This window comes from Actinoplanes oblitus, assembly GCF_030252345.1.
Taxonomy (GTDB): Bacteria; Actinomycetota; Actinomycetes; order Mycobacteriales; family Micromonosporaceae; genus Actinoplanes; species Actinoplanes oblitus.
In genome coordinates this window covers 2933613-2946730 of the sequence record NZ_CP126980.1, presented here as the reverse complement: position 1 = coordinate 2946730, position 13118 = coordinate 2933613, and the positions used below count along the sequence as shown (strand labels likewise).

The window sequence follows — 13118 nt, the reverse complement described above, 5'->3', positions numbered from 1 at the left end:
CAGCCGATAACAACTTCTCGGCGCGCTTCAGGGGGAAGACGTGACCACTCTCGTTTCGGACAAGCCCGTCACCCGGGCCCGAGCCGCCCGCCCGCTCGCGGCAGTGCTCGCCGCGGTCGGCATCCCGACCTTCATGGTTTCGCTGGACAACCTGGTGGTCAGCACCGCGCTGCCGGTGATCCGCACCGAGCTGCACGCGTCGATCACCGACCTGCAGTGGTTCGTCAACGCGTACACGCTGCCGTTCGCGGCGTTCTTGCTCACCGCGGCGGCGCTGGGCGACCGGCTCGGCCGGCGGCGGATGTTCCTCGGCGGCATCCTCATCTTCACGCTCGCCTCCGCGGCGGCCGCGCTCTCCACCGAGGCGTGGCAGCTCACCGCCGCGCGGGCGGTGCAGGGCCTGGGCGGCGCGGCGATCACCCCGCTGGCACTGACCCTGCTGGCCACCGCCGTGCCACCACGCCTGCGCAACGCCGCCGTCGGCATCTGGGGCGGCATCACCGGGCTCGGCGTCGCGGTCGGCCCGGTGGTCGGTGGCGCTGTCGTCGACGGCCTGCACTGGTCCTGGATCTTCTGGCTGAACGTCCCGGTCGGCGTGGTCGCGGTGGTCCTGGCCACCACGGTGCTCGACGAGTCACGGGGCGACGGCCGCCGGCTCGACCCGCTCGGCCTGGTGCTCTCCGCGAGCGGCATGCTGCTGCTGATCTGGGGCGTGGTGGACGGCCCGGACAAGGGCTGGACCTCGGCGCGGGTGCTGACCATGCTCGGCTCGGCGGTCGCGCTGCTCGCCGGGTTCCTGTTCTGGCAGGCCCGCAACCACACCCCGATGCTGCCGCTGCGGCTGTTCCGCAGTCGCGGGTTCAGCCTGGTGAACGCGGTGACCCTGACGTTCTCCGCCGGGGCGTTCGGTTCGGTCTTCCTGCTCGCCCAGTTCTTCCAGGTGGTGCAGGGGCTGAGCCCGCTGGAGTCCGGCCTGCGGACGCTGCCGTGGACCGCGGCCCCGATGATCGTCGCCCCGCTCGCCGGCCTGTTCGCCGGTCGCGTCGGTCAGCGCGTACTGATCTTCGCGGGTCAGGTCTTCCTGGCCGGCGGCCTGCTCTGGATGGCCCTGGACCTGTCGGTGACCGCCTCCTACCCGTCGCTGATCGGCGCGTTCGTGCTGGCCGGCATCGGGATGGGGCTGACCTTCGCGCCGACCAGCACGATGGTGCTGGCCAGCGTGGACGTGACCGAGCAGGGCGTGGCCTCGGGCACCAACAACACGATCCGCGAGTTCGGCGTGGCGGCCGGGGTGGCGGCGCTGTCCTCCATCTTCAGCTCGCTCGGCGGATACACCAGCCTGGACTCATTCCTGGACGGGACCCGGCCCGCGGTGCTGACCGGGTCCGCGATCATCGCGGTGGGCGCGGTGGCGGCGCTCTTCCTGCCGCGCCGCGCCTGAGGATCGGACCGGCTTCACGGTACGGCGCGAGGCGGCCCGGACTTCCGGCCGCCTCGCGCCGCCTTCACCGCCGGGCGTCCGCCGCAGCCGCCTCGCGCCGCTCCACCCCGGCCGCCCGGCAACCGCCTCGCGCCGACTGATCGAAATGAGTCAAGCCGAAACAATCGCCTGGCGAACTGTTGCACTCGCGCAACATGGCTGCAACGATGACCATCAATTCCGAGCCGCCTGGTCACCGCGAGGACACCGGCTTCGTCCGGCCGGTCCCACCCCTGAGCCCCGCACCGACCGCCTGCGGCACGGAGCGCCGCTCACCGCCCCCGGCGAGCGAAGACAGCGTGTGCCGGACCTCCGACCGGCACACGCTGTATCTTTCCCGAGCCCGGCCCGGACCCCGATCGGCACACGCCGCGCCTCCCCCGGGCCGCGCGGCGGGACGAATCGAGGCAGGAAGCCCGGGACGAATCAAGGCCGCGCGGCGGGACGGATCAAGGCCGCGCGCGGCGGGACGGATCAAGGCCGGCCCCGGCGCGACGGATCAGGGCAGGACCAGGAAGTCGGTGACGAAGGACGCCACCTCGCCGGAGGCGGTCCGGCCGACGTAGGTCGGGTAGTAGCCGTCCCCCCACCCCGACTCCACCATGATCACATTGCCTCCGGTCCGCTTGTCGATCACCCAGTCGAAGTGGCCGGGCACCGGCTCGTCGGGGAACTCGTCCGGGTCGAACACCTCCTCGAACTCCTCGGCGTCCCACCGGGCCAGCGCCTGCGACACGGTGATGTCGGCGAACGCGCCGGCGCCGGTGTCCACCCCGTAGCCGTAGAACTCGCCCTCCTCCAGCCCGTCCGGGTCGTCGCCGTCGACCAGCGCGAGCTCCCACGACACGACCGGCTCGTCGCGGATCACCAGCTGCAGGGCGGCGACCCGGCGCTGCCACTCGCGGTCCTCTTTCTCCAGGACCGCGACCCAGCCGACGGTGCGATACCGCCCCGGGGGCACGGCGATCGTGAACGGCTCGTCGTCCTCGTCGGTGACACCCGGGTCGAAGGCGGCGAGCTGCCCGGTGGGCAGGGTGAGGTGGCCCAGCGGGTGCGACTCGACGACGTAGGTCACGTCGTCCTGGACGTGGCGGGCACCGGCCTGGAGGAGGCGGTCGAGATCAGGCATGCGCGCAAGGTACCGGACCGGTGTGACAGTTATCCGATGTGCACCCAGACGTCATCGAGAGTTCCGTGGAACTGATCGTTGTTGACGCCGACCCCCTTGCCACCGACCGTCAACGGCGCGCTGGTGTCCACCCCGGCGTCGACCGGGACCGGGACGCCGGCCTGCAGCACGTCGTCGACCAGGATCGACAGGGTCGGGCCGGTGCGCCGGCACTCCAGGCTGTGCCAGTTGCCGTCGGCCACCGACACCCGGCTGCGCGCCAGATAGACGGTGTCGGCGCCGAAACCGCAGCTGGGCTTGCCGGAGACGCCGTCGACCTGGAGCTTGTACTGGCCACCGCCGGTCGAGTAGCCCTTCTGCATGATGTTCTCACCGCTGGACGTCTCGGCCGGGGAGAGCAGCACGCCCGCGCCGTACCGTAAGGGTTTGGTCCCGGGATTGAGATCCGGTGAGCTCTCGCCCTGCAACACCAGGCGCGGACAGGCCGCGCCGGTGCATGTGGCCGGGAACTGCAAGGCCTGCCCGTTGCCATGCGACACCAATTTCGGTACGCCACCCGCGCGCGCCACCATCCGCAGCAGGTGTCCCCGCCCCGACCCGTCGTCGAACGTCCCGTCCGCGATCGTGGTGTCGAAGTTGTAGGCGGCCACGTACTGCGGGGTGGCCGGCGCGTCCTCGGTCCGCGGGGCGAGCGCGCCGAACTCCGCGTAGCGCTTGCGCGGCAGCCCGCCGACGACGGTGAAGTCTCCCGCCGCGCTGATCGACCCGAGTTCCGGGCTGGCCGCCAGGGAACGGGTCCCGGCGACGCCGTTGGCCTGCGGCGCCCACTCCAGGAGGTTGCCCTGCGGGTCGACGGCGGCCAGCTTCCCGCGGATCGCCGATCCGTCCGTGCAGATCCCCTTGACGCCGTTGTTCGTGGTGGTACACGCCTTGTCGAAGTGCCCGCCGACGTAGACGGTCCCGCCCAGCACGGTGATCGCCTGCGCGTCCCCGTCGAACACCCGGGTCCAGCGGGTCGCCCCGTCCCGGGTGTAGGAGACCGCCCGGCCGCCCTGCCCGCCCAGCGCCGCGTACACCCCGTCGTCGGCGATGTCGTTAGTGGCCAGGGCGAACACCTGGGACACCGGCTTCGGCAGGAACGTGCGGTCGAGCACCCCGGTCTCCGGGTGCACCGCGCTCAGCCGCAGCGTCGACCGGGCCCCGTTGGTCTTGTGGAAGCGCCCGCCCAGGTAGATCCGGTCGGTCCCGGCCGCGAGCGCGTTCACCGTGTCGTCGGTGGTCGGCGCCCACCCGTCGAGCGCCCCGGTGGCGGTGTCGAACGCGGCCAGGTTGGCCCGGGGCGTCCCGTCCACGGCGGTGATCCGGCCGCCCAGGTAGACCCGGCCGTGCCCGGTGGCCAGGGCGTTCGGCTGGCCGTTGACGGTGTGCTGGAGCGGGGTGAGGGCGCCCTCGGCGGCGGTCAGCCCGGCGATCGCGTCCCGGGGTTCGCCGTTGATCCGGTCGAAGTCACCGGCGGCGTACACCGTGTCGCCGTCCACGGCGAGGGCGCGCACGTTGGCGTCGGCGCTGGGCTTCCAGTCGAGCAGGGCACCGGTGCGCGAGTCGAACGCGGCGAGCCGGGTGCGTGCCACGTTGTGGCCGTCCACGATGGCCCGGGTGAAGTCGCCGCCGACGTAGACGGTGCTCCCCCGGTAGGCGACCGCGTAGACCGATCCGTTGAAGGAGGGGGACGTCACCGGGCTGGACGAGACGATCTCGGCGAAGGCAGTGCCACCGGCCGCGACGAGGGTAGTCGCTATTCCGGCGATAAGGGCTTTTTTCGGGAAACTGGCCACGTCCGTAGCTAACTTCCCATCCGGGCAAAGGTGGCGCACAGGATGGGCGACTGCCGGCGGGTGGAACTATGCTGCCGCGTACGCGATAGAGAAAGGGGAATGCCGTGCCGATGCTCCGCCGTGTCGCCGCGTCCGTCACCCTGCTGGCGACCGCGGCCCTGGCCGCCGGTTGCGAGATCGAGCTCAACCCCGACTCCATCCCCGCGCCGTTCAGCGTCGCGCCGGTGCCCTCCGCCTCGGCCGGTCAGCCGAAATACGTGTGCACCGCGGTCTACAAGATCCTCACGGACGGCGCGGTCAAGGCCGCCGGCTGGGCCACGCACAAGGGCGACGACGCCAAGGCCGGCCTGCAGAAAACCTTCGCCGACATGGCCACCCAGGTCACCGCGGCCGGTGCGCAGAGCTCCGACCCGGCCCAGCGGGCCGCCGTCGACGAGGTGGCCGCCGCCCTGACCCGGGGCAGCCAGTCCGAGGACCCGAAGGCATTCCTCAACGGCGACTTCGTGACCGTCGGGCAGAAAATCGACAACACCTGCCCGTAGGCTTTCTCCATGATCGATAGGCCGGTTCGGATCGGGCTGCAACTGCAGCCGCAGCACATGGACTACCCCACCATCCGGCGCACCGCCGCCGAGGCCGAGGAGGCCGGGGTGGACGTCCTGTTCAACTGGGACCACTTCTACCCGCTCAGCGGCGAGCCGGACGGGCTGCACTTCGAGTGCTGGACCATGCTCGCCGCCTGGGCCGAGTCCACCTCCCGGGTGGAGATCGGCGCCCTGGTCTCCTGCAACAGCTACCGCAACCCGGAGCTGCTGGCCGACATGGCCCGCACGGTGGACCACATCTCCGAGGGCCGCCTCATCCTCGGCATCGGCTCGGGCTGGTTCGAGCGCGACTACACCGAGTACGGCTACGAGTTCGGCACCGCCGGCGGCCGCCTCGACGACCTGGCCGAAGCTCTCCCCCGCATCGAGTCCCGCTGGGGCAAGCTCAACCCGCCGCCCACCCGAAAGATCCCCGTGCTGATCGGCGGCGGCGGCGAGAAGAAGACCCTGCGCCTGGTCGCCAAGCACGCCGACATCTGGCACTCGTTCGCGACCGGCGAGGCGCTGGAGCACAAGCTCACCGTGCTCGGGGAGCACTGCGCGGCGATCGGTCGCGACCGCGACGAGATCGAGGTCTCGGTGGTCGCCAAGCCGGACACCCGGGAGGCCGCGCGCGAGCTGGGCGCCCGCATGTTCACCGTGCACGTCGGCGGCCCCAAGCCGGACCTGGGCGAACTGCGCGAGTGGCTGACCTGGCGCGACGACGTCAACAAGTAGCGGCTACGCCCGCCGTCGCGCGGGCTCCATGACCGCACTCACCGCGCCCGCGACGGCCAGCGCCAGCAGCACGCCCCACCGGCCGTGGGCGGCGGCCCACCGGTCGTCGCCGGGCGGCACGTAGAACGCCAGCGCGGGTGGGAACTGGCTGGCCGCCGCGACCAGCGCCAGCACGGCCGGGGCGGCCACGACGCCGCCCCGGGGACGGACGGCCGCCACGGCGAACGCGGCGGCGCCGAGCGCGGCGGCCTCCACCGTGACGCCGCCCAGCGGGAGGCCGGCGGCGGTCCCGTGCTCGGCACCGGCCACGGTGACCGCCAGGGTCAGCGCCCACCACGCCGCCAGCGGAGGCAGCGCGACGCCGGCCCGGGCGGCGTACCGGACCGGGCGCGGGGTGGGCACCGTCGCGATGGTGGCCGCGGCCGGGTCGTCGAGGAGGAACGCGACGCCGAGCGCCCCGCAGACCGCCGCGGCCCGCAGCAGCCCCACGAGATCCGCTGGGGACAGGGTCACCGAGAGGACGGCGGGCACGGCGACGATCGCCAGCCCCACGCCGGCCGCGGCCAGGAACGCCACCCACGGCGTGGCCCGCGCGGCCGGGCGCAGCAGCAGGGCGAGGACCCGCACGCTCATCCGTCGCACCGGATCCGCTCCTCGGCCCGCGGCAGCGGCGGCACCGGAACGCCGAACAGCTCCCCGGCCCGGTCGGCGGACGTGCCGGCGGCGGTCAGCTCGCCCCAGGAACGCGCGACCACCGCGGCGACATCGCCGGTCGGGCGCTTCAGCAGGGCCCACGCCACCGCCATCTCGCGGTCCGGCACCGAAAACCCCACCGGGAACTGCATGTCGCCGAACGGCACGCCGCCCCAGCTGGTGGCGTCCGCCTCGCGCAGGCCGGCGGCCGTCTCCGGGGTCGCCTGCCCGGCCAGCCAGGCGATCAGCACACCCCGCGCGCCGCAGACCGGGCCGTGCGCCGGTGCCGGCTGCCGCGTGACGATCCGGTGCGCGACCAGGCCGGCCAGCCCCACCTCGGACAGGTCGTCGCCCCACCGGGTGCCCACCGTGACCGCGTCCGGGGTGCCCGCGCCCGCCTCCACCCGCTGCCACGCCAGCGCCGCGGCGGCGCCCTCCTCGGCGGACACCATCCGGCCGTTGGTCAGCTGATCGACTGTGGACAGCCGTTGCCTGACGACGAGCGGCCGGCCGGCCACCTCGGCCGGTACCGCGCGCAGCACGCCGTGCACCACGGCGTCCCACCCGCCGGTCCAGGACGCGAAGTCACCGAACGCGCAGTAGGTGACCGAGCCCACCGGGCGGCACCGCTGCATCGCGGCGGGACGCTCGGCGGCGGTGGCCCGGGCGTCGCGGACCGCGCCGCTCATCGGCAGCAACTGGACCGATCCGGCCAGGACGGCAGCGGCCAGACCGGCGGCACCGGCCACCATCAGGCGGCGCCCCCGCGCGCCGGCGACGGCCAGCGCCGCCACCGAGACCAGGGTGACCAGGCCAGCGACGTACGCCAGATGCCAGCCGGCCGGCCGGGACATCAGCGCGACCGGCACCGGCATCGGCGGTTCCTCCACCGCCACCGGGAGCAGCCAGCGCACCCGGCTCGCCCCGGACGACAGGCCGGCGGCGAAGACCACGACGGCCGCGGCCAGCAGCAGCAGGGGTGCCGCGATCATCGTGCGGGCCAGCCGGGCCAGCAGCACGCCCGCCGCGCCGAACAGCAGCGCCACCGCGGGGAGCAGGGCCAGCTCGTACGGGTTGGGCCGGCCGGCCGCACCGGGCAGCGCGGCGAGCAGGGCGATCCGGGCACCGGCCAGCGCCGCGACCACTACCGCGAACGGCACCACGGACAGCAGGAACCCGCCGGTACGCCACGACGGCGGCAGTACCAGCGTGTCGTACCACCCGGTGGTGGCGTGCCGGTCGGCGCGCAACGCCGCCAGGTTGGCCCCGATCAGCGCGCCACCGCCCAGCACCAGCAGGGCGAGCAGTTGCGGGGACCAGTCGGCGTCCTGCAGCACCGGGAATCGGTCGGCCCGCCCGGTCAGCCACCGGAGCACCTCCGGACCGGCGAACAGCAGCAGGCCGGCGAGCACCGCCGGGTGGCGCAGCAGCCGAGCCGCCTCGACCCGGGCGAGCGCCAGCATGGCCCGGCGCGGGTCGCCCGGCCGCTGCGGGGCGTGCACCGGCCGCTCGGCCAGCGCGGCGGTCATCGCCGGTCCTCCTCGCCGGCCGGCGAGTCCACCAGCGTCAGGTAGCCGTCCTCGACGGTCGGTTCGAGCAGCTCGGCCCCGTCCGGCGGAGCACCGACATTGCGGTACCGCCCGTCGCCCGCCCGCCAGGACGCGAGCGCGCCGGGCGCCCGGGAGCCGCTAGTCCACACCCGTCCGCGGGCGTGCGCGGCGAGGCCGGCCGGCGTGCCCTCGAACCGGACCGTGCCCCGGTCCAGCACGACGACGCGCTGGCAGAGCGCCATCACCTCCTCGGTCTGGTGGGTGGAGAGCAGCACCGCGCGGCCCTCGCCCAGCTCGGCGATCACCTCGCGGAACCGCAGCCGCTGCTCGGGGTCGAGGCCCACCGTCGGCTCGTCGAGGATGAGCAGGTCCGGGTCGCCGACCAGGGCGGCGGCCAGCGCCACCCGCTGGCGCATCCCGCCGGACAACGCCCGGATCTTCCGGCCGCTCCGGCCGGTCAGCCCGACAGCGTCCAGGACCCGGCGTACCTCCTGGTGGCGGGCCCGGCGGTCGGTCAGCTCCTTGAGGATCGCCACGTAGTCGACGAACTCGAAAGCGGTGAAGCCCGGGTGGAAGCCGGGGTCCTGCGGCAGGTATCCCAGCCGCCGCCGCACGGCGAGCCGGCCGGCTGGGGTCCGCGGGTCGGCGCCCAGCACGCTGAGCGCGCCCCGATCGGGCACGAGCGCGGTGGCGACGATCCGCAGCAGCGTCGTCTTGCCCGCGCCGTTCGGGCCGAGCAGGCCCGTCACCCCGCCGTGCAGCGTGACTGACACGTCGGACAGGGCGGTGGTGCGGCCGTACCGCAGGGTCAGGCCGGACGCGTGGACCACTGACGTGGCCGCGACGACGGTCACCAGGACCTCCTAGGGGTGTCGAACGCTTGGCGGACGCGTACGAGGACGATCGCGGCCAGCACCGCGGCGATCGCCGACGCGAGCTGACCGGCCGGGACGAAGACGGCGGCGTGCGTGGCGACCAGCACCGCGAGCCAGCCGGCACCGACCGAGGCGGCGGCGAGGACCGGGCCGAGCCGGGCGGTGAGCGTGAGGCTGAGCAGGGTCAGCGTCAGCGCCGGCAGGAACCAGCCGAGGGCGGCCAGGCCGACGTGCGGCACCGCGAGGCTGGCCACGGCGCTCAGCGCGGTGGTGACCGACAGCACTGCCGCGCAGCGCAGCAGGAGCAGCCGGAACATGTGCGTCGGCGCGACCACGGCGATCTCGTACGTCGGGTCGACCCGCGGGCCGAACGACAGCGCGACCCCGCAGACCGGCAGCAGCGGCGCCACCGCCAGGAAGACCACCGGCGGCGAGACGGCGGCGAGCAGCGCCGTGAGCGCCAGCGTCGACACGACGGCGGCCAGCCAGGACAGCCGTAGCACCGGCGTCGCGGCGAGCAGGCGGGCGGTGTGCCCGGCCACGCCGGCCCGGATCAGCAGGCGCTCGACCGCACCGGGCACCGGCGCGTCCAGCTCGGCGTCCAGCCGCTCCCAGCCGGCCCGCACCAGCTCCGGCTGGTCCGCGGCCAGCCGGTCCCGGCAGGGCACGCACGCCACCAGGTGCGCTTCGACCGACCAGAGCACCGGCGGAGCCAGGGTCCGTTCGCCGTACCGTCGCAACTGTTCGTCAGGCAGGTGCCAGGATTCGTCGGTCATGTCAGCTCCTCGCGCAACTGCCGGCGGGCCCGCATGGCTCTGGTCTTGACCGTCCCCCGGGGGATGCCGAGCAGCACCGCCGCCTCCGCGGTGCTCAGCCCGTCGAGCACCGTCGCCTGCACCACCGCGCGCAGTTCCGGGGAGAGCCGGGCGAGCGCCCCGCCCAGGTCGCCGTGTTCCACGCCGACCAGCACCTGTTCCTCCGCGGAGGGTGCCTCGGCGGACCGCCGGCGCGCCAGCAAGCCGGCCAGTCGCTGCCGGGCCCCGTGCCCCCGCAGCGAGTCGACCAGCCGGCGCGACCCGATCCGCCACAGCCACCCGGCCACGTCGTCGCCCTGTTCCCGGTACCGGGCGGTACCCCGCCACACGGCCAGGAAGGTCTCCTGCACCACGTCGTCGACCAGGGTGGTGTCGAGGCAGCGGTAGCGCAGGCGCAGCACCAGCCAGGCCGCGTGGCGCCGGTAGAACGCCTCAAAGGCGCTGCGGTCGCCGGCCCCGATGCGGGCCAGCAACTCAGCGTCGGTCGTCCCGGTCATACCCCATCATCGGATCGACCGCTGCCAACGGTTCACGGTCGCCGGGAGTTTCTCAGACCACCAGGCTGAGCAGCATCACGCAGGCGAAGCCCACCACCGAGATGATCGTCTCCATCACCGACCAGGTCTTGATGGTCTGCCCGACGGTCATCCCGAAGTACTCCTTGACCAGCCAGAACCCGGCGTCGTTGACGTGCGAGAAGAACAGCGAGCCGGATCCGATGGCCAGCACCAGCAGGGCCACCGTGGGGTTGTCCAGGGTGCTGGCGAGCGGGGCGACGATGCCGGCGGCGGTGATGGTGGCAACCGTGGCCGACCCGGTCGCCACCCGGATCCCGACCGCGACCAGCCAGCCGAGCACCAGCGCGTTGAGGTTCGCGTCGCGGGCCGCGTCGGCGATCACGTTGCCCACCCCGCTGTCGACCAGGACCTGTTTGAAGCCGCCGCCGGCGGCCACGATCAGCAGGATGCCGGCGATCGGCGGCAGCGCCCCGCCGAGGACCGCGTTGGTCTGCCGGCGGTCCATGCCGACCCGGTGGCCGAGGGTCCACATCGCCAGGAAGACACCGAAGAGCAGGGCGACGACCGGCTGGCCGAGCACCTCGAGGACGTCGCGTACGTCGTTGCCCTTGTCGATCGTCAGCTCGGCGACGCCGCGGGCCAGCATCAGCACGATCGGCAGCAGGACGGTCAGGATGGCAGGCCAGAAGCCCGGGTCCCGCCGGACCCCCTCGGCGCGGTCCGGGACGCCGTCGGCGTCGAGGTCGGCCGGGTGGCCGGGCCCGCCGGCGGCGCGGTTCGCGTCCACGTCGGCGTTGTCGGCGGACTGCCGGACGATCCCCCGCTCCGGGACCGTGACCGGCACCCGCGCCGCGATCCACTTGCCGTACACCGGTCCGGCCAGGATCACCGTCGGGATCGCGCAGATCAGCCCGAACATCAGGGTCAGCCCGAGGTCGGCGTGCAGGCTGTCGATAGCGACCAGCGGTCCCGGGTGCGGCGGCACCAGACCGTGCAGCACCGACAGGCCGGCCAGCGCCGGGATGCCGATCAGCAGCAGCGGGACATCGGTGCGCCGGGCGACGAGCAGCACCATCGGCACCAGGAGCACCACGCCGACCTCGAAGAACAGCGGCAGGCCGACCAGGGCCGCGACGCCGGCCATCGCCCAGGGCAGGGCCGCGCCGGACACGCCGACGACGATCCGGCGCACGACCCCGTCGGCGCCGCCCGACTCGGCCAGCAGCACCCCGATCATCGAGCCGAGCGCGATCAGGACGCCCACACTGCCGGTGGTGTTGCCCAGGCCGGTGGTGAACGAGGTGATCACCTTGCCGGGCGCCGCGCCGGCCACCAGGCCGAGCACCCCCGACCCGGTGATCAGGGCGAGGAACGGATGCCATTTCGCCCAGGCGATGAGCAGGACCACCGCCGCGATGCCGAGGACCGCGGCGACGATCAGCTGGCCGGTGCCGGCATCGGTGATGGTCGACATGCCGCGCGGTTACCCATCCGGCGAAGTTTTCACTCCTGTTCGCCGAGCACCTTTCCCAGGGCCTTCGCGACGGTTGCCGCCTCGGTGGCGGACATCGCCCCGGTGAAGTGCCGCCGGATGCCGTCCAGGTAGACCGGCGCCGCCTCGCGCAGCCGCCGCCGCCCGGCCTCGGTGATGGCGGCGTGCGCCGACCGGCGATCGTCCGGGTTGGTCTCCCGGACGGCCAGGCCGGCCGCCACGAGCTGGTCGACGACCCGGCTGACCCGGGTGCGGCTGACCACCGCGCGCTCCCCCAGCTCGCCCATGCCGAGCCGGCCGTCCGGCGCGTGGTGCAGCTCCAGCAACACGTCGTACCAGGTCAGCGGCAGGCCACAGGCGGACTGCAGGGCGCGGTCGAGGACCGGCACGACGGTGGCGTGCACCCGCAGCAGGGCGGCCCACGCGGCGGTATCGGTGTCGCTCATCACCACAGCGTACCCAAATCTTGTGCGTGCGCACGCACTGGGCGTAGAAATGTGCGTGCGCACGCACTCCGCTTCGACAGCGGAACCGGTCACCTAGGAGAGATCATGAAACTGCTGCACATCGCCGCCTCCCCGCGCGGCGAGCGGTCCGAGTCGCTCGCCATCGCCCAGACCTTCCTGACCGCCGCCCGGGCGACCCGGCCCGACCTCGACACCGAGGAATGGAACCTGTGGGACGGCACGCTGCCGCCCTTCGGCCCGGACGCCGCCGCCGCGAAGATGACGATCTTCGGCGGCCAGGAGCCGACCGGCGCGGCCGCCGACGCATGGGCCGCGGCGCTCGCCACGTTCCGCCGCTTCGACGCCGCCGACCACTACCTGTTCAGCGTCCCGATGTGGAACGCCGGCATCCCGTACATCCTCAAGCAGTTCATCGACGTGATCAGTCAGCCCGGCCTGGTCTTCGGCTTCGACCCGGCCGCCGGCTACTCCGGCCTGCTGCACGGCAAGAAGGCCACGGTGGTGTACACCAGCGCGGTCTACGGCCCGGACCGCCCGCCGGCGTTCGGCAGCGACTTCCAATCCACCTACTTCGCCGACTGGCTGCACTGGACCGGCATCCACGACCAGACCGAGATCCACTTCCGGCCGAACCTGGCCACGGCGGACGCCGAGACGGACCGGGCGGCAGCCCACGATCGGGCTCGGGAGCAGGCCAAGCTCTTCGTGCAGCCCTGATCGCCCGCGGAGACGCCGCGTCCGGCCCGGCCGAGGGACCGCTGATCGGGAGCGGTCAGCTATCGGCTGGGCCGGCGGGCGGGGTGCGGTCCGCTTCGGCTTGCGCTCACCGATTTTCGGTACGGCGGGAGCCGGGTCGCCCTGATCACCAGCGCGTATCCACAACTGGGAGTTGTCCACAGGCCGCCGGGCGCGACCCGCGATCTCCCGTCACACTGACTTTCG

At 73.5% G+C, this 13118-nt stretch carries 13 protein-coding genes; 4 read left to right on the top strand and 9 right to left on the bottom strand.

Going from position 1 to position 13118, the window contains the following annotated elements; all coding sequences use genetic code 11:
- Positions 1-40 precede the first annotated feature (40 nt).
- The gene (locus Actob_RS13185) at positions 41-1441 is read left to right on the top strand and encodes an MFS transporter (protein WP_284920447.1); all 1401 of its coding nucleotides are present in this window, start codon (positions 41-43) and stop codon (positions 1439-1441) included.
- 538 nt (positions 1442-1979) lie between these two features.
- Here the strand turns inward: Actob_RS13185 and Actob_RS13180 are convergent.
- Together Actob_RS13180 and Actob_RS13175 are read right to left on the bottom strand one after the other, a co-directional pair.
- Positions 1980-2609, bottom strand: a complete 630-nt coding sequence (locus tag Actob_RS13180) for a DUF4241 domain-containing protein (protein ID WP_284920446.1) — start codon at positions 2607-2609, stop codon at positions 1980-1982.
- Between the two features lie 29 nt (positions 2610-2638).
- Complete coding sequence (locus tag Actob_RS13175) at positions 2639-4345, bottom strand: LamG domain-containing protein (RefSeq protein ID WP_284920445.1); 1707 nt, start codon at positions 4343-4345, stop codon at positions 2639-2641.
- 209 nt (positions 4346-4554) lie between these two features.
- Between Actob_RS13175 and Actob_RS13170 the strand changes: the two genes are divergently transcribed.
- A complete protein-coding gene (locus tag Actob_RS13170; protein ID WP_284922307.1) occupies positions 4555-4986 on the top strand; it encodes a hypothetical protein in 432 nt (143 codons plus the stop codon).
- A gap of 9 nt (positions 4987-4995) precedes the next feature.
- Positions 4996-5766, top strand: coding sequence for an LLM class F420-dependent oxidoreductase (locus Actob_RS13165; RefSeq protein ID WP_284920444.1), 771 nt, complete (start codon positions 4996-4998; stop codon positions 5764-5766).
- A gap of 3 nt (positions 5767-5769) precedes the next feature.
- On the opposite strand, the gene Actob_RS13160 is transcribed toward Actob_RS13165, so the two are convergent.
- The 7 genes from Actob_RS13160 to Actob_RS13130 are packed head-to-tail and all read right to left on the bottom strand — an operon-like array spanning position 5770 to position 12155.
- The gene (locus tag Actob_RS13160) at positions 5770-6399 is read right to left on the bottom strand and encodes a hypothetical protein (protein WP_284920443.1); all 630 of its coding nucleotides are present in this window, start codon (positions 6397-6399) and stop codon (positions 5770-5772) included.
- Complete coding sequence (locus Actob_RS13155; RefSeq protein WP_284920442.1) at positions 6396-7988, bottom strand: hypothetical protein; 1593 nt, start codon at positions 7986-7988, stop codon at positions 6396-6398. Before Actob_RS13155 ends, Actob_RS13160 begins: the two co-directional genes overlap by 4 nt.
- Entirely contained in the window at positions 7985-8863 is an 879-nt protein-coding gene (locus Actob_RS13150) for an ATP-binding cassette domain-containing protein (RefSeq protein ID WP_284920441.1), read from the bottom strand. Before Actob_RS13150 ends, Actob_RS13155 begins: the two co-directional genes overlap by 4 nt.
- Positions 8860-9660: a hypothetical protein gene (locus tag Actob_RS13145; RefSeq protein WP_284920440.1), complete on the bottom strand. Its 801-nt coding sequence runs from the start codon at positions 9658-9660 to the stop codon at positions 8860-8862. Before Actob_RS13145 ends, Actob_RS13150 begins: the two co-directional genes overlap by 4 nt.
- Positions 9657-10196, bottom strand: coding sequence for an RNA polymerase sigma factor (locus Actob_RS13140; RefSeq protein WP_284920439.1), 540 nt, complete (start codon positions 10194-10196; stop codon positions 9657-9659). Before Actob_RS13140 ends, Actob_RS13145 begins: the two co-directional genes overlap by 4 nt.
- A gap of 52 nt (positions 10197-10248) precedes the next feature.
- A complete protein-coding gene (locus tag Actob_RS13135; protein WP_284920438.1) occupies positions 10249-11691 on the bottom strand; it encodes a GntP family permease in 1443 nt (480 codons plus the stop codon).
- Between the two features lie 29 nt (positions 11692-11720).
- Entirely contained in the window at positions 11721-12155 is a 435-nt protein-coding gene (locus Actob_RS13130) for a MarR family winged helix-turn-helix transcriptional regulator (RefSeq protein ID WP_284920437.1), read from the bottom strand.
- 105 nt (positions 12156-12260) lie between these two features.
- Between Actob_RS13130 and Actob_RS13125 the strand changes: the two genes are divergently transcribed.
- Entirely contained in the window at positions 12261-12893 is a 633-nt protein-coding gene (locus Actob_RS13125) for an FMN-dependent NADH-azoreductase (RefSeq protein ID WP_284920436.1), read from the top strand.
- Positions 12894-13118: the final 225 nt, after the last annotated feature.